A 19,295-nucleotide genomic window follows, 5' to 3' on the forward strand; every position below is an offset into this window, starting at 1 on the left:
CGCCGCGCTGGGCGGGGGCGGGCCGGGGCGGGTGGTGGGGGGAGGCCGGGAGGGGGGCCCGCGAGTGGGGTGGCGTTGGAGGGGATGGCGGGGGTGGAGTGTGCGCTGGGGTGCGGACCGGTGGCAGAGGCACCAGGGTGCGGACCGGCAGCGGGCGAAGCACCGGGATGCGGACCGCCAGCGGGCGCAGCACCAGGATGCGGAGCAGCAGCGGAGGAAGCACCGGGATGCGGGCCAGGGGGGAGCGGTGGCGTGGGTGGGGACTGCGTCAGGCGGGCGGAATGGGCTGGTGGACCTGAGTGCGGAGCCTGGGGGGAAGCGGGTGCTGCGGGACGCGGAGGCTGAGCGGAAGCAGCCATCCCCGGGGGCGCGGGCTGACCAGAACCAGGCACCCCCGGGTGCGGGGGCTGAGCGGACGCGGACGACCCCGGGTGTGCGGACGGCGAAGGACCCGCAGCCCCGGGACGCGCAGGCTGAGCGGGTGCGGGCGGCCCCCGATGGCCGGACACCGATGAGGTCGGAGGCGCGGACTGAGACACGGGCCTCGGGTGTGCAGGCTGAGAGGTGGTGGGCGTCCCGGGGCGTGGCGGTTGCGCGGGCGTGCCAGGGCGCGGGAAGTGGTCGGAAGGTGCGGGGTACTGCGCCGGAGGCAGCGGCGGTCGGCCCGGTTCGGCGGGTCGCGGCGGAGTCGCGGCGCGCGGCGGCGGGTTCGCCTGCGGGAGGGGGAACGCCGCACTCGGTTGGGCCTGTCCCGGCCCCGACCGAGAAGCCGCTGCCTGCCCAGGACCACCGCCCTGCCCCCCGGAAAAGCCACCCGCCTGCCGCGGCGCGGGCGCACCCCCCTGCCCCGTCACCCCATGCCCACCCTGCGCCCCAGGCGAACCCACCTGGCCACGCGACACCCCACCATGTCCCGGCACAACCGGCCCGCCCTGCTGCGCACCCGGACCCGCCCCATGACCGCGCACCATCCCACTCCCGGACCCCTGCGGTGCGGGCCTACCGGGCTGGGCCACTGGCAGCTGGCCCGTAATCCCAGGTCCCGGACGCGGACCGGCGTCGCCCTGTGGTGCGGTCGGCCGCTGGCGGATGGTCTCCTGGCCCGGCCGGGAGTCCTCCGATGGCGCCGTCGGCGGTCGGGGGCCCGGGGTGGGCTCGTCGGGGGTGCGGTCGGTGGGGTGGAGGGCGCGGGTGGGGGCGGGCTCGTCCGGCCAGGGGGCGGCTTCCTCGGGGGGTACCCAGACCGGGCCGTCGGTCACCTGGTCACCATGGTTCGTCGAATTCGCCTGCCTTGGCGCCTTCGACGAAGGCGTCCCACTCCGACATGGTGAAGACGAGGACGGTGTCCTCGGGGCCCGTGTACTTGCTGTTGCGCATCGCCACGTAGGTGTTGTCGTCGGTGTGCGGGACGAACGCGATCTCGACGTATTCGCCGTCGGGGTCGGCGTCGGGTTCGGCGGCGCGCTGCCATTCGGCGGTGGTGAGGTCGAGGTTGCCGCGGACCTCGGCCTTGTCGTCGTAGATGGGGGCGCTGTCCATCACCGTGGTCTCCTCGTCGCTACAGGGTTCGGCCCGACCAGGTATACCGCAGGCCGGGGTCGTGTCGATCCCGCTCCAGACCGGTCGCGCTCAGTAGCGTAGCGGGGTGACCTCGTACTACCGGCGCTACCTGCGCGGCGACCGCGAGGCCGTGTGGGCCGAGCTGCGCGCGCTGGGACCCGTCCCCGACGCGCTGGCCGAAGACGCCACCGCCGTCGCCGACGAGACCATGCACCGCGTCGCCCTGCACGTCGCCCGCATCGCCGCCGCACTCCCCGAACTGGGCTGGGCGGGCGCGGACCCCATCGTCCCCCCGCACGAGCCCCCCGACGACGACGCCCTCATCGACTCGCTCACCGAGAAGATCGGCAGCCTGCCGCTGGCCCTCGACGCCTGCCTGCGCCGCGTCGGCGAGGTCTGGTTCGCGGGCGACTGCGCCGTCCTCGACCTCACCTACCACCGCCAGCCCGCCCCCCGCACCAGGCCGCCGAGCCCGGAGTTCCCCGACCCCCTGTGCCTGGGCAACGCCTACTCCCTCGCCTACGAGTGGGACCACCGCACCGACTCCGCCGCCTTCGAGTTCCCCCTCGCCCCCGACGAACTCGGCAAGGCGAACCTGGCAGGCGGAGACCACACCATCGAGCTACCCAGCCAGGTCGCCGATCCGCTGATCAAGGGCGTCACCGGCAAGCCGGACATCACCCTGGTGGAGTACCTGCGCGAGTCGATCGCCTGGGGCGGCTTCGCGGGCTGGACCTTCCACCCCCACCTGGCCCCCGCCGCCCTCATCACCCTCCGCGCCGACCCCGACTTCTGAGCGGGGCTGGGCCGATCGGGCGTTACCCGCCCGTTCCTCTCCCGCCAAGCGGCGCATCCCAGCCACCCTCGTTGACTGGGGGTGGGAGATGGCCGACCGGCCGCGCAATCGACTGGGCCAGTTCGCGTCGACTGACTCCAGGTCCACAGCCAAAGCCAAGGTCGCCGCTGCGGCGGCGGCTGCCGGGATCACTGTGGCGAGCGTAGGCGTGGGTGGTGGGGCGGCAGGAGGCGCTGCGGGAAGTGGAGCGGGCTCGTTGGGCGGCCAGGTCGTGCGGGTGAAGGTCGACGCGGGCAAGGCCGCCGCGCGCACCGGCAACCGCGCCAAGACCTGGAAGAACATGGGCCTGCGCCAGCTGCGCAGCCGCGCCCACAACGCCGTCGACTGCTTCGGCAACTCCTACGGCGACGTCCACCGCTTCTTCGCCACGAACCCCTGCCGATCCCTCAACCGAGCCCTCTTCGTCCTGTCGGAGGGCTCCGACACCATCGTCCTGTCCGTCTCCTGGGTCCGGATGCCGAACGCCGCGGCGGCCGAGCGCTTGCAGACCCTCGCCGACCGCCACGGAACCGGGAACGTCTCCCCCATCGCCCTGTCCCTGCTCCAGGTCTCCGGGGTCGGGTTCACCGGCCACAACTACGGCTCCCGCCGCCTCGGCCCGCTCGTCGTCATCGCCGAGACCGAGCCGGTGACCGGCTCCCCCGACCCGGCCTTCCTCGACGGGATCGCCGAGGCGGCGGCGCTGCTGCCGCCGCCCCGGCGGTGAGCCGTCAGCGGTTGGGGTCGCGCACGGCGCCGGTGGAGGCGTCCGTGGTCAGGCGGGCGTAGGCGCGCAGGGCGGCGGTGACCGAGCGGACGCGGTCGACCGGCTGCCAGGGCCGCTCGCTGGCCTGCACCTTGGCGCGGCGCTCGGCCAGGACGTCGGCGTCGACCAGCAGTTCCAGCCTGCGCTCGTGGACGTCGATGAGGATCTGGTCGCCGTCCTCGACCAGGGCGATCGTGCCGCCGCCCGCCGCCTCGGGCGAGATGTGCCCGACCGACAGGCCCGACGACCCACCGGAGAAGCGGCCGTCGGTGATCAGCGCGCACTTCTTGCCCAGGCCCGAGCCCTTGAGGAACGCCGTCGGGTGCAGCATCTCCTGCATGCCGGGCCCGCCCGCCGGTCCCTCGTAGCGCACGACCAGCACCTCGCCGGCCTGAATCTTCTTGCCGAGGATGACCGACACGGCCTCCTCCTGGCTCTCCACGACCCGCGCGGGGCCCTGGAACCGGAACAGCTCCTCGTCGATGCCCGCCGACTTGATGATCGCCCCGGACTCCGCCAGGTTGCCCCACAGCACGGCCAGCCCGCCCTCGACGGTGTAGGCGTGCTCGACCGAGCGGATGCAGCCGCCCTCGGCGTCGGTGTCCAGGCTCGACCAGCGGTTGGAGGTGGAGAACGCCTGGGTGGTCCGCACCCCGCCGGGCGCGGCGTGGAACAGCTCGACGGCCTGTTCCGACGGCGACTCGGCCCGGATGTCCCAGGTGGACAGCCACTGCTCCATGGTCGGGCTGTGCACCGAGTGGACCTCGGTGTTGAGCATCCCGCCCCGGTACAGCTCGCCCAGGATGGCGGGGATTCCGCCCGCCCGGTGGACGTCCTCCATGTGGTAGTCGGAGTTCGGCGACACCTTGCTCAGGCACGGCACGCGCCGCGACACCGCGTCGATGTCGGCGAGGGTGAAGTCGATCTCGCCCTCCTGCGCGGCGGCGAGGATGTGCAGGACGGTGTTGGTCGAGCCGCCCATCGCCACGTCGAGCGCCATGGCGTTCTCGAACGCCGCGCGGGAGGCGATGGTGCGCGGCAGCGCCGTCTCGTCGTCCTCGCCGTACCAGCGCCTGCACAGGTCCATGACCGTCGTGCCCGCGCGGGCGAACAGGTCGCGGCGGGCGGCGTGGGTGGCCAGCGTGGAGCCGTTGCCGGGCAGCGAGAGGCCCAGCGCCTCGGTGAGGCAGTTCATGGAGTTCGCGGTGAACATGCCCGAGCACGACCCGCACGTCGGGCAGGCCGAGCGCTCGACCTCCGACAGCCCCGCCTCGTCCACGGCGCTGTTCGCCGACGCCGCGATCGTGGTGATCAGGTCGCTGTTGGCGTGGGCGACGCCGCCGACGACGACGGCCTTGCCCGCCTCCATCGGCCCGCCGGAGACGAACACCGTCGGCACGTTGAGCCGCATCGCGGCGTTGAGCATGCCCGGGGTGATCTTGTCGCAGTTGGAGATGCACACGATCGCGTCGGCCTGGTGCGCGTTGACCATGTACTCGACGGAGTCGGCGATGATCTCGCGCGAGGGCAGCGAGTAGAGCATGCCGCCGTGGCCCATGGCGATGCCGTCGTCGACGGCGATGGTGTGGAACTCCCTCGCCACCCCGCCCGCGGCCTTGATGGCCTCGGCGACGATGTCGCCGAGGTCGCGCAGGTGCACGTGGCCGGGCACGAACTGCGTGTAGGAGTTGGCGATCGCCACGATCGGCTTGCCGAAGTCGTCGTCGGTCATGCCGGTGGCCCGCCACAGCGAGCGGGCGCCCGCGGCGTTGCGGCCGTGGGTGGTGGTGCGGGAGCGCAGCGCTGGCACGGCTCCTCCAGTCATTCGGTTCGTCTCTTGCGGGGTGCGGGGAGCGGTGCCGTCCAGGCTACTCCGCGTCGGACCGGGTCTCGGTCCTGGCGGATTCCGACTTCTCGGCGGTGGGATCGTCGGACTCCCCACTGTCTGACTGCGCAGTGTTCTGTTCCACAGCCTCGGACCCGGGTTCGTGCACGGGTTCGGCCTCGGTCGTGGGCACGGTGTCGCCGTCGGTGTCCGCCGAGGGCGTCGGGTCGGTGATGCGCCCGCCGCTGATGAGCGCGAGCGCGGACAGGTGCCGTGTGCGCACGGACGGCAGCGCGACGCGCGTGTCGTCGGCGCGCACCGCGCTCACGGTCCCCTTCGGGCTGAGCAGCAGGCCCTTGAGGTCGTCCCACGCCAGTGTCGTGCCGCCGACGACCTTGCGCACCGCCAGCCCCGACGCGTCGGCGACCGTGCGCACGCGCACGATCCACACGATCGCGGCCACCGGCAGCAGGTAGATGACCGCCAGCGCGGGGATGGCCGCGGCGACCGGTGTGGCGCAGATCGCCACCAGGAGCGCCGCGAGGATCGACACCTGCGGGACGCGGAAGACAAGTCGGGAAGGGATCTCCTGCTCAGACACCCCTAGATGGTGCACAACGCCGTGCCGCCCCCCGCGCGCGGGTCCCCCGGTCGTGTCCAACATCCGAGAGGACCGTCCCGCAGAGTTGACGCACAAACCGCTGACGCTCTACCGTCACGATCGTGCCGATGCAGTTTCTCCTCGTACTTCCGCCGCGCGTTCGACGCTGACGGAAGTCCTCCTCACTGCGTCGAACGCGCGGACCCTCGCACTGACCACTGGTGGTCGGCGGGGGTTTTTTCGTGTCCGGACCCGACTCCTTCTACCCACGAGGCAGAGATGACCAGCGCAACTTCGCGGCCCACCCCGGCCGCAGGCATTCCTGGCGCCGCGCCTGCGCGTCCCAAGCCCGCCCCGCCCGCGGGCGCGCCGGTCCGCGTGACCGGCGCGCAGTCGCTCGTCCGGTCGCTGGAGGCGGTGGGCGTCGAGGTGGTCTTCGGCATCCCGGGTGGCACGATCCTCCCGGCCTACGACCCGCTGCTGGACTCCACGAAGGTGCGCCACGTCCTCGTCCGCCACGAGCAGGGCGCCGGGCACGCCGCCACCGGCTACGCGCAGGCCACCGGCCAGGTCGGGGTGTGCATGGCCACCTCGGGTCCGGGCGCGACGAACCTGGTCACCCCGCTGGCGGACGCGAACATGGACTCGGTCCCGGTGGTCGCCATCACCGGCCAGCAGACCCGCCAGCTGATCGGCACCGACGCCTTCCAGGAAGCCGACATCTGCGGCATCACCCTGCCGATCACCAAGCACAACTTCCTCGTCACCGATCCCGCGGAGATCCCGAGGACGATCGCCGAGGCGTTCCACCTGGCCAAGACCGGCCGCCCCGGCCCGGTGCTGGTCGACATCCCCAAGGACGTCCTGCAGGAGCAGACCTCCTTCTCCTGGCCGCCGGAGCTGCGCCTGCCCGGCTACCGCCCGACGACCCGCCCGCACGGCAAGCAGGTCCGCGAGGCCGCCCGGCTGATCTCCACCGCCCGCCGCCCCGTCCTCTACGTCGGCGGCGGCGTGATCAAGGCGCAGGCCTCCGCCGAGCTGATCGAGCTGGCCGAGCTGACCGGCATCCCGGTCGTCACCACCCTGATGGCGCGCGGCGCCTTCCCCGACTCGCACCCGCAGCACCTGGGCATGCCCGGCATGCACGGCACCGTTCCGGCGGTGGGCGCGCTGCAGCGCAGCGACCTGATCGTCGCCCTCGGCGCGCGCTTCGACGACCGGGTGACCGGCAAGCTGGACACCTTCGCCCCGGGCGCGGCCATCGTGCACGCCGACATCGACCCGGCCGAGATCTCCAAGAACCGCCGCGCCGACGTGCCGATCGTGGGCGACTGCAAGGAGATCCTGGTCGAGCTGATCGCCGCCGTGCGCGCCGAGCGCGCCCAGGGCACGCCCGCCGACATCACCCCGTGGCTGGAGCAGACCGGCTCCTGGCGGGAGAAGTTCCCGCTGGGCTACGAGTGGCCCGCCGACGGAACGCTGTCGCCGCAGTTCGTCATCGAGCGCATCGGCGCCATCGCGGGCCCGGACGCGCTGTACACCGCGGGCGTCGGGCAGCACCAGATGTGGGCGGCGCAGTTCATCAAGTACGAGAAGCCCGCCACCTGGCTGAACTCCGGCGGCCTGGGCACCATGGGCTACGCGGTGCCCGCGGCGATGGGCGCGAAGTTCGGCTGCCCGGACAAGGTCGTGTGGGCCATCGACGGCGACGGCTGCTTCCAGATGACCAACCAGGAGCTGGCGACCTGCGCCATCGAGGGCGCGCCGATCAAGGTCGCGGTGATCAACAACGGCAACCTGGGCATGGTCCGCCAGTGGCAGAACCTGTTCTACAGCGAGCGCTACTCCCAGACCGACCTGGGCACGCACAAGCACCGCATCCCCGACTTCACCCTGCTCGCCGAAGCGCTGGGCTGCGCCGGGCTGCGCTGCGAGACCCGTGAGGAGGTCGACGCGGTGATCAACCGGGCGATGGAGATCAACGACCGGCCGGTGGTCATCGACTTCGTGGTCGGCAAGGACGCCCAGGTGTGGCCGATGGTGGCCGCGGGCACCGGCAACGACGAGATCATGGCCGCGCGCGGCATCCGACCGCTGTTCGACGAGGACTGAGCACATGACCACCCACACCCTGAGCGTGCTGGTCGAGAACAAGCCCGGCGTGCTGGCGCGCGTCGCGGGCCTGTTCTCCCGGCGCGGCTTCAACATCGACTCCCTGGCCGTCGGTCCGACCGAGCACCCCGAGGTGTCCCGGATGACGATCGTGGTCGCCGTCGAGGACTTGCCGCTGGAGCAGGTCACCAAGCAGCTCAACAAGCTGGTCAACGTCATCAAGATCGTGGAGCTGGAGCCCGCCGCGGCCGTGCAGCGCGAGCTGCTGCTGGTCAAGGTCAGGGCCGACGCCACCGTGCGCAGCCAGGTGCTGGAGACGGTGCAGCTCTTCCGCGCGAAGGTCGTCGACGTCTCGCCCGAGGCGCTGACCGTGGAGGCCACCGGCACCGCGGACAAGATCGAGGCACTGCTGCGCATGCTGGAGCCCTACGGGGTGCGCGAGATGGTCCAGTCCGGCATGGTCGCCATCGGGCGCGGGCCGCGCTCCATCACCGCGACCGCGGTCCGCTAGTTCATTCCACTCGAAGGGAAGTACCACCCGCATGTCCGTCGAGATCTTCTACGACGCCGATGCCGACCTGAGCATCATCCAGGCCCGCAAGGTCGCCGTCATCGGCTACGGCAGCCAGGGCCACGCCCACGCCCTGAGCCTGCGCGACTCCGGTGTGGACGTCCGCATCGGACTCCCCGAGGGCTCCAAGAGCCGCGCCAAGGCCGAGGAGCAGGGCCTGCGCGTGCTCACCCCGGCCGAGGCGTCGGCCGAGGCGGACCTGATCATGGTGCTGGCCCCCGACACCAAGCAGCGCTTCATCTACGCCGAGGACATCGAGCCGAACCTCTCCGACGGCGACGCCCTGTTCTTCGGCCACGGCTTCAACATCCGCTACGACCTGATCAAGCCCCCGGCCAACATCGACGTCGCCATGGTCGCCCCCAAGGGCCCCGGCCACCTCGTGCGCCGCCAGTTCGTCGACGGCAAGGGCGTCCCCGCGCTGATCGCGGTGCACCAGGACGCCACCGGCGGTGCGCAGGCGCTGGCCCTGTCCTACGCCGCGGCCATCGGCGGCGCGCGCGCCGGGGTCATCAAGACCACCTTCACCGAGGAGACCGAGACCGACCTCTTCGGCGAGCAGGCCGTGCTCTGCGGCGGCGCGTCGGCGCTGGTCCAGACCGGTTTCGAGGTGCTGACCGAGGCGGGCTACGCCCCGGAGATCGCCTACTTCGAGGTGCTGCACGAGCTGAAGCTGATCGTGGACCTGATGTACGAGGGCGGCATCGCCCGCCAGCGCTACTCGGTCTCCGACACCGCCGAGTACGGCGACCTGACCCGCGGCCCGCGCGTCATCACGCCCGCGGTGAAGGAGGAGATGAAGAAGATCCTGGGCGAGATCCAGGACGGCACTTTCGCCCGCGAGTGGGTGGCTGAGGACGAGGCTGGCCGGGGCAACTACAAGAAGCTCCAGGACCAGGGCGCCGAGCACCCGATCGAGGAGACCGGGCGCAAGCTGCGCGGCCTGATGTCGTGGGTGGACCGGCCGATCACCGAGACGGCATAAGCCTGCTGAAAGGAGCGAAGGGGGAGGGCGTCACGCCCTCCCCCTTCGTGGTTCTCCGGCGAGTTACCGCAGGACGAACAGCGACACCGCCGCGAGGCCGAGGGCCAGGATCAGGAACAGGAAGCCGAACGCGGGCGCGCGGCGGAACCAGGGCGACTTGCGGTCCAGCGAGAAGTGGCCCGCGCCGGTGAACAGCAGCGCGAACCCGGCCGCCAGGTAGATCGTCTCCAGCTCCACCCCACCGACGAACAGGTCGATGTCCACCCGCACCCAGATCGCGGAGATCATCACCCCGACCACGGCCGACGCCGCCGCCGGGGTGAACAGGCCCAGGATCAGCAGCACGCCCGCGCCGAGTTCGCTCACGCCGGTCACCCAGGACAGCAGCGTCGCCTGCTGGAACCCGAGTTCCGTCAGCGCGGCGGCGAAGCCCTCGATGCCGGGGCCGCCCATGATGCCGAAGACCTTCTGCAGGCCGTGGGCGAGGAAGAGCGCGCCGAGGACCACCCGCAGGACGAGCAGGCCGAGGTCGGCGCCGACGTGCCAGCGGTGGGTGTCGACCGCGGGCTTGTCCTCGTCCATGTTCGGCCTGGCCAGGACGGTCGTGTCGTTGGTGTCGTACGGGCTGTCGTAGGCCGCGGTGCTCTGCGCCTCCGAGGGCCGGAAGTAGTCGCTGTCGCTGCTGCTCACGCGCGAAGACTAGGGGATCAGTACTCCCCGCGCACCAGATTGGCCGTGGTACCGGACTCGACGAACAACGCGATCTGCTCGGCCATCACCCGGTAGGCGCGCTCGCGGTGCCCCGACGCGCTGCCGCCGACGTGCGGGGTCAGCAGCAGGCCCGGCGCGGTCCACAGTGGATGGCCAGCGGGCAGCGGCTCGGGGTCGGTGACGTCGAGGGCGGCGCGCAGGCGGCCGGACTGGAGTTCGGCGAGCAGGGCGTCGGTGTCGACAACGGGGCCGCGGGCGGCGTTGACCAGGATCGCGCCGTCGCGCATGCGGGCAAGGAAGGCGGCGTCGACCATGCCGCGGGTGGCCGAGGTCATCGGGACGACGACCACCACGGCGTCGTGCTCGGGCAGCAGGTCGGGCAGGTCGGCGACGGCGTGGACGCCGTCGCGGGCCCGGGTGCCGACCAGGGTGGGGTGCGCGTCGAAGGCGGTGAGCTTGCGGCGCATCTGCCTGCCGAGGTCACCCGCCCCGACGACGAGGACCCGTTTGTCCCAGAGCGTCTCGGTGACCCGCGGCGCCCAGGAACCGGCGCGGCGCGCGTCCTCCAGTTCGCGGAACTCGCGGTAGATGGTGAGCAGCGCCGTCATCGCCCACTCCGCGGTCGTCGCGCCGTGCGCGCCGCGGCCCGCGGAGAGCAGCACGTGCTCGGGCACCTTCCCGACCCACGCCTCGACCCCGGCGGTGAGCAGCTGCACCAGCCGCAGCGACGGCAGGTGCGCGGCGACGTCGGACCCGGCGGGCACCCCGATGCCGGGCACCAGCACCTGCGCCTTCTCCGCCTCGTCGGGCAGCTCGTCCAGGGTCTGGTAGCGGACCGCGCGCAGCCCGCGGACGTCCGCGAGGGCCTGGACCGCCTGGTCGTCGGGCACCAGAGCAATTGTCGTCACAACAACACCCTAATTCACCGGTTCGGCGCAGCGGGTCGGCCGGCAGACTGGGACCACCATGCGCGAACACGACCTGCGCGCCGCCGACGGCACCCGCCTGCGCGCCTGGCGGACCGAGTCCGCGGGCCCGCCCGTGCTGCTGTGCCCCGGCCTGGGCACCTTCCCCGAGGCCTGGCCCGCCCTGGTGCTGCCGTCCTCGGGCGTGCGGGTCGTCAGCTGGTACCACCGCGGCACCATGGGCTCCGACCGCCCGGCCGACCCGTCCCACATCACCCTGGCCGACCACGTCGCCGACGCCATCGCGGTGATGGACGACGCGGGCATCGAGCGGTGCGTGGTGATGGGCTGGTCGGTGGGGGTGATGGTCGCCGCCGAGCTGGCCCTGCGCCACCCCGGCCGGGTGTCCGGCCTCCTGCTGGCCGCGGGCGTCCCCGGCGACCTGTTCGGCGGCATCCTGGGCGTGCTGGGCATCCCGGCCCCCGTGCGCAAGCGCTTGACGCTGGGCGCCGCGCGGCTGATCCGCGCCTGCGGGCCCGCCGTCGACCAGGTGCTGCACCGCATCCCGGTGAACCGCCGGATGGCGGTGGCCATGCAGCACTCCGGCTTCATGCTCCCCGGCGCCGACCCCGACGACGTCGCCCGCGCCCTGCGCCGCTTCCTGCGCCACGACTGGCGCTGGTACGTCACCCTGGCCCTGGCCCTGGCCGACGTCCCCGAACCCGACCTGACCGGCCTCACCTGCCCGGTCACCGTCCTGGCCGCCAAGTACGACGTCGTCGCCGACCCGACGCGCGCGGTCCGCCCCGCCGCCGTCCTGCCCCACGCCCGCACGAGGGTGATCCCGACCAGCCACTTCCTGCCCCTGGAGGCCCCGGACGAGGTCGTCCGCGAACTGGCCGCCCTCCAGGCCCGCGTCACCGCCGTGGAGCGGGCGCTGCGCTGACCCCGCCCCGGTCAGGGGGGCGGGGTCAGCCGCGGGTCGTGGCGGTGGACTCCGGTGCCAGCCACCAGTGGGGCTTGCCCGCCGTCCACCCGAGGAACCGCACGCCCGCGCCCTCCGCGGGGAACCGGCCGCCGCCGACCACGTGGGCCAGGCCGTCGACCGCGGGGACCAGCCGCCCGTCCCCCACCTGCAGCCGCATCCGCTCCACCGCCTCCCGCTGCTGCGCGGGCTCGCAGAAGCTCAGGAAGAAGATCGCCTGCCGCCACGCGTACGCCGCGTTCTTGACCATCGACAGCGCGGCGTGGGGCTCGGTGATCCGCAGCGCCTGCCTGCGCACGACCCAGTCCAGGGCCGCGATGGCGAGCCGGGGCGCGTGGTCGGCGAGCCACGGCCGCAGGTCCAGCGCGTCGACCAGGGTGGCCAGGTTGTGGGTGGTGAGGATCTGGCTCTGCTCGAGGACGGTGCCGTTGGCCGCGACCCCGCCCACCCGAGCGGTCCCCCGGGCCTCGCGGGCCCGGGTCGCGCAGAGGGTGGCGAAGTCCTCGGCGGTCTGCTTGCCCCAGCGGCGGGTCAGCAGGCGGCGGGGCGGGGGCGCCCAGGTCTCGGCGGGCGGCAGGTCGTAGTAGCGGGCGTAGAGGGTCCCGGCCAGCACCCGGCTCGCGGTTTCGGCTGCGGTGCGCCACTTGGCGGTGAAGGTGCCCATGAAGATGTCGGCGGCGACCTCCTCGACCAGCGGCACCCGCAGCCCGGCCTGGCCCGCGAGCGCGCCGAACTCGCTGACCAGCGGGTTCGGCAGGATCGTGTGCGGGAACGCGGTCAGAGCGAGGGTGGTCGCCGAGGTCAGGGCGCGGCGGGCGGCGAGGCCGGTGTCGGCGGTGCGAGTGCGCAGCGGCTCCAGGACCGCGATCCACGGCAGCTCGGTGAAGCGGACCTGGTGCTCCAGGTTGAGCAGCAGCAGGCTCCGCCTGCGGCGGAAGGCGGCGTAGGCCTGGCCGAGCAGGCCGGCGAGGCGGGTGTCCTCGACGTCTGCGGCGAGGACGTGCGCGGTGATCTGCGGCAGGACCTGGGCCAGCACCTCGCCGGAGGTGATCACCCCGCGGTCGACCAGCTCGCCCACCGGCGCCTCCAGCGCCCTGGCCGCCTTGGCGAGCAGGTGGGCGGGGATCGGCGCGCCCGGGGGCACGTCGGGGGACTCGCCGTCGGCGGCCGGCTCGGCCAGCGGGTCGAGGGCGGGGACGCCGCCGTCGTCGGGGTAGCGGTCGAGGCGGGCGGCCAGGACCTCGGCGAGCGCGGCGTGCGTCGGGCGCGCGGCGACGGCCGCCTGGACGGCGCGCAGCGCCGCCCGCGGCTCCGAGCCGGGCGCGCCGTGCTTGGTGATCGTGTTGGCGAGCGCGCGGCGCACCCAGCCGACCTGGCGCGCGGTGAGGTTCGCGCTGCCGCGCGGGCAGGTGTACAGCGCCGTGCGCAGCCGGGCGAAGTTGCCCTTCGGGGCCCGGTGACCGGTGGCGAGCGGGTGCTCGGCCGTGGCGGCGGCGTAGTCGGCCATCCACTCCTCCCGGCGCCGCGCCCAGTCGTGGGGCCACACCCGGCACGGCCAGCCGCCGACCACCACGCCGTCGATGAGGTGCGGCAGCTCGACCTCACCCGGGTCCGCGCCCGGGTCAGCGGGGCCGACCGTCTCGCACCAGAGGGCGACCAGGCGGTCGTACAGCGGGTTCCACACCCGCAGCACCTCCAGCATCTCCGCGATCCGCGGGGCGACGGCCTTCTCCCGCAGCCCCGCGCGCACCTCCCCCGCGCTGCGCAGCCGCACCAGCGCGCCACCGGGCCGCGACGTCGGGCCCACGTTCGGGGTCATGCGCAGCCGGTGCATCAGCGGGCGCAGCTCGGCGACCAGGTCCAGCGCGGCCTCGTACCGCTTCTGCTCCAGCAGCCACGCCACGACGGCCAGCGCCGCGTCCTCGGGCACCTCGACCTGGAAGCCGCCGCTCGCCAGAGCCCGCAGCAGCTCCGCCTGCCCCTCGTCGGCCAGGTAGTACAGGTTGAGGCGCTCGCGGTCGGTGCTCCCCGGCGCGTCGGCGGGCAGGGACCGCACGCGTGCGGCCTCGTCCTCGCGCAGCGGCGCCTCGGACAGGTACCGGCCGGTGGCGAACCCGCCGTGCGCGACCTCCAGCGTCACCCAGGCGGGGGTGTTCGCGACCGGCGTCCGCGACCCGACGACCAGCTCGCCGGAGGCGATCCCCGACAGCACGGCCCGCCACTGCTCGGCCTTGGCCTGAGCGCGCTCGCGGCCCGCGCGGTCCGGTGCGGACACTGCCGCGCGCAGCGCGCGCTCCAACCTGTCGAACGCGTAATCGGACATGACTACCCCACAGCTCGTGATGCGCGAAGACCTGGCGGCGAGGCTCGAACTCGCGCCTTCCCGGATAAGAGCCGGGTGTTCTGCCGAACTGAACTACGCCAGGACGACATGGAGGCGGGACTCGAACCCGCGCCCTCCCGGTCCCGAGCCGGGCGATCTGCCGCTGATCCACTCCATGCGTGCGGGCCAGCGTAATGCCCGTCACCGCGCGGGCCACCCGGTTTTCGCCCTAACCCACGGTTCACGGACATCCGTTTAGCCTCGGTGCATGGGACGCCGCCGACTTGTCGCGCTGGCAGCCAGCGGGCTGGCGGCCGTCGCCGGGTGCGCGACGTTCACCGAGCAGCCCCCGCCGCGGAGCTGGCAGCCGCAGACGCCGCTGACCGCGCAGGCCGGACCGGCCCCCCGCGAGGAAGGCCCCGGCGGTGGCGGCGGCGGTCCGGGCGGCGGCCCGAACCAGCCCCCGCCGACCTCGATCCCCCCGCCCGACGGCTGCACCGACTTCCACCCCGCCGTGCTCGCCACGTGCCTGGACTCCCCGACCGCCGTCGCGGCCCTGCCCGGTGACGGCAGCAACCCCACCGCCCTGGTCGGCGAGCGCACCACCGGCCGCATCCTGCTGGTCCGCAAGGGCGTGGACCCCGAGGTGGTGGCCACCGTGCCGGTCGACGCGGCGGGCGACGGCGGGCTCACCGGCCTGGCGCTGTCGCCCTCCTACGCCGAGGACCAGCTGATCTTCGCCTACGTCACCACCCGCACCGACAACCGGCTGGTCCGCATCGCCGCGGGCGACAGCGCCAAGCCGGTGCTCACCGGCATCCCGCGCGGCGCCCGCGGCAACCGCGGCGCGCTGGCCCTGGACCACCGGGGCGGCCTGCTGCTGGCCACCGGCGACGCGGGCAGGCCCGCCGACCCGAAGTCCCTGGCGGGCAAGCTGCTGCGCCTGGACGCCTCCGGCAAGCCGCACCCGGACAACCCGGACCCGAAGACCGCCGTCGTCGCCTCCGGCCTGACCGCCCCCGGCGGCGTCTGCGCCTCCCTCGACGGCTCCCGCACCTGGGTCACCGACCGCACCGCCAAGGCCGACGTCCTGCACAAGGTCGAGTACGGCAGGCCGCTGGGCACCCCCGCCTGGTCGTGGCCGGAGAAGCCGGGCGTCGCGGGCTGCGCGTCCACCTCGCAGGTCCTGTGGGTGGCCATGTCGACCGCGGGCCACCTGGAGAACCTGCCGCAGGCCCCGGACGGCACCTTCACCGGCAAGCCGAACCTCAGCATGGAGGACGAGGAGGGCTTCGGCCGCCTGTCCGGCCTGGACCTGGTCAACGACTCGGTCGCCGTCACGGGCACGGTCAACAAGCGCGGCGGCACGCCGGTCTCCAGCGACGACCGCGCCCTCATCATCGTCCTGCAAGCCCTGGAGGGCGGCGGGCAGGACTGACCGCGCGACGCCGGAGGGGCCGCCCCACCGGGACGGCCCCTCCGCGCGTGTCCTGGAACCTGTCCCAGGGTTACGAGCAGCGCTCGATGATCAGCTCGCGCACCCGCTTGGCGTCCGCCTGGCCCTTTGTCGCCTTCATGACCGCGCCGACGATCGCGCCCGCCGCGGCGACCTTGCCGTCGCGGATCTTGGCGGCGACGTCCGGCTGTGCGGCCAGCGCCTCGTCCACCGCCGCGTACAGCGCCGAGTCGTCCGAGACGACCTTGAGGCCGCGCTTCTCCACCACGTCGGCGGGCTCGCCCTCACCGGCGAGGACGCCGTCGACGACCTCGCGGGCCAGGGCCTTGGTCAGGTCGCCGGAGGCCACCAGGGCGATCACCGCCGCCACCTGGGCCGGGGTGATGGGCAGCTCGGCCAGCTCGACGCCGCGGCTGTTGGCCTGCTGGGCCAGGTACGACACCCACCACGACCGGGCCTCGGCGGGCGGCGCGCCCGCGTCGGCGGTCGCGGCGATGAGGTCGACCGCGCCGACGTTGACCAGGTCGCGCAGCTCGGCGTCGGAGAGGCCCCAGTCGGACTGGATGCGCCTGCGGCGCTCCCACGGCATCTCCGGCAGCGTGCCGCGCAGCTCCTCGACCCACTCCCGCGACGGCGCGATGGGGACCAGGTCCGGCTCCGGGAAGTACCGGTAGTCCTCGGAGGTCTCCTTGCGCCGACCGGCCGAGGTGTGGCCGGTGGCCTCGTCGAAGTGGCGGGTCTCCTGGGTGATGGAGCCGCCCGAGGCCAGCAGCGCGGCCTGGCGGGTCATCTCGAAGCGCACGGCGCGCTCGACGCTGCGCAGCGAGTTGACGTTCTTGGTCTCGGTGCGGGTGCCGAACTCGGCGGCGTCCTTCGCCATCAGCGACAGGTTCGCGTCGCAGCGCAGCGAGCCCTGGTCCATCCGCACGTCGGAGACGTCGAGGGCCTTGAGCAGGTCGCGCAGGGCGGTGACGTAGGCGCGGGCCACCTCGGGCGCGCGGGCGCCGGTGCCGGTGATCGGCTTGGTGACGATCTCGATCAGCGGCACGCCCGCGCGGTTGTAGTCCAGCAGCGAGTGGTCGGCGCCGTGGATGCGGCCGGTGGCGCCGCCGACGTGCAGCGACTTGCCGGTGTCCTCCTCCATGTGGGCGCGCTCGATGCCCACGCGGACGACCTCGCCGTCCTCCAGCGTCACATCGAGGAACCCGTCGAAGGCGATCGGCTCGTCGTACTGCGAGGTCTGGAAGTTCTTCGGCATGTCGGGGTAGAAGTAGTTCTTGCGGGCGAACCGGCACCACTGCGCGATCGAGCAGTTCAGCGCCAGCCCGATGCGGATCGCCGACTGCACGGCCGCGCCGTTGAGCGCGGGCAGCGAGCCCGGCAGGCCGAGGCAGGTCGGGCAGACCTGGGTGTTGGGCTCGGCGCCGAAGGCGGTCGGGCAGCCGCAGAACATCTTGGTGTTCGTGGACAGCTCGACGTGCACCTCAAGACCCATGACCGGGTCGAAGCGGGCGACGACGTCGTCGTAGTCCATCAGCTCCAGTGTGGTCACTTGTCGTCCCTGAACGCCCGGACGGCGATGAGCACGCCGGTGACGGCCACGATGATGCTGCCGATCGCGTTGGCCAGCGCCAGCTTGTCCTTGTCGCTGCGGGCGGTCTTGAGGGTGCTGACCGCGCTGGTGGCCGAGGCCACCGCGCTGACGATCCCGAACGTGCCCTTGATCTTCTTCTGCGCCATCAGCGTGCGGCCTCCAGTTCGGGAACGCGGTGGATGAGGGCTCCGCCCTGCGCGGCGTCGCGGGCGGCCTCGTAGGCGGCGGCCACCCGGTAGCCGCGGTGGTCCTGCAGCGCGGGCGACATGATCTGCAGACCGACGGGCAGCCCCTCGGCGAGTCCACAGGGGACGCTCAGCGCGGCGTTGCCCGCCATGTTGGACGGGATGGTGCACAGGTCGGCCCGGTACATGGCCATCGGGTCGTCCACCCGCTCGCCGATGCGGAACGCCGTGGTCGGCGTGGTCGGCGAGATGAGCACGTCGGCGGTCTGGAAGGCCGACTCGAAGTCGCGCGTGATGAGCGTGCGGACCTTCTGCGCAGAGCCGTAGTACGCGTCGTAGTAGCCCGCCGACAGCGCGTAGGTGCCGAGCATGATGCGGCGCTTGACCTCGGCCCCGAAGCCCGCCTCGCGGGTCATCGACATGACCTCCTCGGCGCTGCGGGTGGCGTCGTCGCCGGTGCGCAGGCCGTAGCGCATCGCGTCGAAACGGGCGAGGTTGGAGGACGCCTCGCTCGGCGCGATCAGGTAGTAGGCGGGCAGCGCGAGGGTGAAGCTCGGGCAGGACACCTCGACGATCTCCGCGCCCAGGGCCCGCAGCTGCTCGACGGCCTCGTGGAAGGCCGAGAGCACGCCCTCCTGGTAGCCCTCGCCGCCCAGCTCGGTGACGATGCCGACCCGCACACCGGAGAGGTCCCCGGTCTTGCCCTCGCGCACGGCCGCGACGACCGGCGGCACCGGCACGTCGATGGAGGTCGAGTCCATCGGGTCGTGTCCGGCGATGACCTCGTGCAGCAGCGCCGCGTCCTCGACGGTCCGCGCGCACGGCCCGGCCTGGTCGAGGGAGGAGGAGAAGGCGACCAGCCCGTAGCGCGACACGGTGCCGTAGGTGGGCTTGACGCCCACGGTGCCGGTGACCGACCCCGGCTGGCGGATCGAGCCGCCGGTGTCGGTGCCGATGGCCAGCGGCGCCTCGAAGGCGGCCAGCGCGGCCGAGGAGCCGCCGCCGGAGCCGCCGGGGATGCGGTCGAGGTCCCACGGGTTGCGCGTGGTGCCGAACGCGGAGTTCTCGGTGGAGGAGCCCATCGCGAACTCGTCCATGTTGGTCTTGCCGAGGATGACCATGCCCGCGGCCAGCAGCTTGCGCACGACGGTGGAGTCATACGGCGGCTGCCAGCCTTCGAGGATGCGCGAACCGCAGGTCGTCGGCGCGCCCTCCATGGTGAGGACGTCCTTGACCGCGATCGGCACACCGGCCAGCGGTGAGGCGGCCTCGCGGCCCGCGGCGATGTCCTCGTCCACCGCCCGCGCGGCGTTGAGCGCGCGCTCGGTGTCGACGTGCAGGAACGCGTGCACGGCGGGGTCGACCTCGGCGATGCGGTCCAGGTGCGCCTGGGCGACCTCGACGGCGGAGACCTCGCGGGTGCGGATGAGTTCGGCCAGCTCGGCGGCCGTCTTGCGGATCATGCCTCTTCCCCCAGGATGCGCGGCACGCGGAAGCGGCCGTCCTCGGCGGCGGGCGCGGCGGCCAGCGCCTGCGCCTGGGTCAGTCCCGGCCGCACGATATCGGCGCGGAAGACGTTGGTCAGCGGGACCGCGTGCGAGGTCGGCGGGATGTCCTGGTCGGCCACGGAGCCGACGGCGGCCACCGCGCCGACGATCTGGTCGAGCTGGCCTGCGAAGAGGTCCAGCTCGTCGTCGGAGACGGCCAACCGGGCCAGGCGGGCGAGGTGGGCGACCTCGTCGCGGGAAATGCTGGGCACTGGGCACGAACCCCCGGGGTCTCGCGGGTCTTGTCCAGCGGAGTCTATTTGGCCGCAGGTCGGGGGCTCGAACGGGTTGGTCCCGGCTCCCTCGTGGGTCCCTCGTGGGTCCCTGGCGGGTT

General features: G+C 73.2%; 17 protein-coding genes and 2 tRNA genes. 7 read left to right on the forward strand and 12 right to left on the reverse strand.

The window, feature by feature from the left end; all coding sequences use genetic code 11:
- Window positions 1–1,263: 1,263 nt before the first annotated feature.
- Complete coding sequence (locus ACFPM7_RS03875) at window positions 1,264–1,539, reverse strand: DUF397 domain-containing protein (protein WP_378243879.1); 276 nt, start codon at window positions 1,537–1,539, stop codon at window positions 1,264–1,266.
- A gap of 106 nt (window positions 1,540–1,645) precedes the next feature.
- On the opposite strand from ACFPM7_RS03875, the gene ACFPM7_RS03880 reads away from it, so the two are divergent.
- Both ACFPM7_RS03880 and ACFPM7_RS03885 read left to right on the forward strand, forming a co-directional pair.
- Entirely contained in the window at window positions 1,646–2,356 is a 711-nt protein-coding gene (locus ACFPM7_RS03880; protein ID WP_378243881.1) for a hypothetical protein, read from the forward strand.
- A gap of 256 nt (window positions 2,357–2,612) precedes the next feature.
- On the forward strand, window positions 2,613–3,122 hold the full coding sequence (locus ACFPM7_RS03885) for a hypothetical protein (protein ID WP_378243883.1): 510 nt from the start codon (window positions 2,613–2,615) through the stop codon (window positions 3,120–3,122).
- Between the two features lie 4 nt (window positions 3,123–3,126).
- Here the strand turns inward: ACFPM7_RS03885 and ilvD are convergent, their stop codons facing one another.
- Together ilvD and ACFPM7_RS03895 are read right to left on the reverse strand one after the other, a co-directional pair.
- A complete protein-coding gene (gene ilvD, locus ACFPM7_RS03890; protein WP_378243885.1) occupies window positions 3,127–4,971 on the reverse strand; it encodes a dihydroxy-acid dehydratase in 1,845 nt (614 codons plus the stop codon).
- Between the two features lie 58 nt (window positions 4,972–5,029).
- The gene (locus tag ACFPM7_RS03895; protein WP_378243887.1) at window positions 5,030–5,587 is read right to left on the reverse strand and encodes a PH domain-containing protein; all 558 of its coding nucleotides are present in this window, start codon (window positions 5,585–5,587) and stop codon (window positions 5,030–5,032) included.
- 279 nt (window positions 5,588–5,866) lie between these two features.
- Here ACFPM7_RS03895 and ACFPM7_RS03900 point away from each other — a divergent pair, with 279 nt between their 5' ends.
- From ACFPM7_RS03900 to ilvC, 3 genes are read left to right on the forward strand one after another with little or no spacing between them, the layout of a single operon-like run.
- A complete protein-coding gene (locus tag ACFPM7_RS03900; RefSeq protein ID WP_378243889.1) occupies window positions 5,867–7,699 on the forward strand; it encodes an acetolactate synthase large subunit in 1,833 nt (610 codons plus the stop codon).
- 4 nt (window positions 7,700–7,703) lie between these two features.
- Entirely contained in the window at window positions 7,704–8,210 is a 507-nt protein-coding gene (gene ilvN / locus ACFPM7_RS03905; protein WP_378243891.1) for an acetolactate synthase small subunit, read from the forward strand.
- Between the two features lie 31 nt (window positions 8,211–8,241).
- Window positions 8,242–9,255 carry a ketol-acid reductoisomerase gene (gene ilvC / locus ACFPM7_RS03910; RefSeq protein ID WP_378243893.1) on the forward strand — a complete coding sequence of 338 codons (1,014 nt, stop codon included), beginning with the start codon at window positions 8,242–8,244 and terminating at the stop codon, window positions 9,253–9,255.
- Between the two features lie 63 nt (window positions 9,256–9,318).
- On the opposite strand, the gene ACFPM7_RS03915 is transcribed toward ilvC, so the two are convergent.
- Complete coding sequence (locus ACFPM7_RS03915) at window positions 9,319–9,945, reverse strand: DoxX family protein (protein WP_378243895.1); 627 nt, start codon at window positions 9,943–9,945, stop codon at window positions 9,319–9,321.
- A 17-nt stretch (window positions 9,946–9,962) separates the two neighbouring features.
- Window positions 9,963–10,874, reverse strand: a complete 912-nt coding sequence (locus tag ACFPM7_RS03920; RefSeq protein ID WP_378243897.1) for a 2-hydroxyacid dehydrogenase — start codon at window positions 10,872–10,874, stop codon at window positions 9,963–9,965.
- A gap of 58 nt (window positions 10,875–10,932) precedes the next feature.
- Here ACFPM7_RS03920 and ACFPM7_RS03925 point away from each other — a divergent pair, with 58 nt between their 5' ends.
- The gene (locus ACFPM7_RS03925) at window positions 10,933–11,817 is read left to right on the forward strand and encodes an alpha/beta fold hydrolase (RefSeq protein WP_378243899.1); all 885 of its coding nucleotides are present in this window, start codon (window positions 10,933–10,935) and stop codon (window positions 11,815–11,817) included.
- Between the two features lie 25 nt (window positions 11,818–11,842).
- On the opposite strand, the gene ACFPM7_RS03930 is transcribed toward ACFPM7_RS03925, so the two are convergent.
- From ACFPM7_RS03930 to ACFPM7_RS03940, 3 genes are all read right to left on the reverse strand, one after another.
- Window positions 11,843–14,179, reverse strand: a complete 2,337-nt coding sequence (locus ACFPM7_RS03930) for a hypothetical protein (RefSeq protein ID WP_378243901.1) — start codon at window positions 14,177–14,179, stop codon at window positions 11,843–11,845.
- Window positions 14,180–14,208: 29 nt separating this feature from the next.
- Window positions 14,209–14,282 (reverse strand) — tRNA-Lys (locus ACFPM7_RS03935).
- A gap of 3 nt (window positions 14,283–14,285) precedes the next feature.
- Window positions 14,286–14,357: transfer RNA gene (locus tag ACFPM7_RS03940), tRNA-Pro, on the reverse strand.
- A 90-nt stretch (window positions 14,358–14,447) separates the two neighbouring features.
- Between ACFPM7_RS03940 and ACFPM7_RS03945 the strand changes: the two genes are divergently transcribed.
- Window positions 14,448–15,617, forward strand: a complete 1,170-nt coding sequence (locus ACFPM7_RS03945) for a PQQ-dependent sugar dehydrogenase (RefSeq protein WP_378243903.1) — start codon at window positions 14,448–14,450, stop codon at window positions 15,615–15,617.
- Window positions 15,618–15,687: 70 nt separating this feature from the next.
- Here the strand turns inward: ACFPM7_RS03945 and gatB are convergent, their stop codons facing one another.
- The 4 genes from gatB to gatC are packed head-to-tail and all read right to left on the reverse strand — an operon-like array spanning window position 15,688 to window position 19,173.
- The gene (gene gatB, locus ACFPM7_RS03950) at window positions 15,688–17,187 is read right to left on the reverse strand and encodes an Asp-tRNA(Asn)/Glu-tRNA(Gln) amidotransferase subunit GatB (RefSeq protein WP_378243905.1); all 1,500 of its coding nucleotides are present in this window, start codon (window positions 17,185–17,187) and stop codon (window positions 15,688–15,690) included.
- On the reverse strand, window positions 17,184–17,375 hold the full coding sequence (locus tag ACFPM7_RS03955; RefSeq protein WP_378243907.1) for a hypothetical protein: 192 nt from the start codon (window positions 17,373–17,375) through the stop codon (window positions 17,184–17,186). Before ACFPM7_RS03955 ends, gatB begins: the two co-directional genes overlap by 4 nt.
- Window positions 17,375–18,877 (reverse strand): Asp-tRNA(Asn)/Glu-tRNA(Gln) amidotransferase subunit GatA, encoded by a 1,503-nt coding sequence (gene gatA, locus ACFPM7_RS03960; RefSeq protein ID WP_378243909.1) that lies wholly within the window; start codon window positions 18,875–18,877, stop codon window positions 17,375–17,377. Before gatA ends, ACFPM7_RS03955 begins: the two co-directional genes overlap by 1 nt.
- Window positions 18,874–19,173 carry an Asp-tRNA(Asn)/Glu-tRNA(Gln) amidotransferase subunit GatC gene (gene gatC, locus ACFPM7_RS03965; protein ID WP_378243911.1) on the reverse strand — a complete coding sequence of 100 codons (300 nt, stop codon included), beginning with the start codon at window positions 19,171–19,173 and terminating at the stop codon, window positions 18,874–18,876. The genes gatA and gatC overlap by 4 nt, the downstream gene beginning before the upstream one ends.
- Window positions 19,174–19,295: the final 122 nt, after the last annotated feature.

The organism is Actinokineospora guangxiensis, assembly GCF_042657845.1.
Lineage (GTDB): Bacteria > Actinomycetota > Actinomycetes > Mycobacteriales > Pseudonocardiaceae > Actinokineospora > Actinokineospora guangxiensis.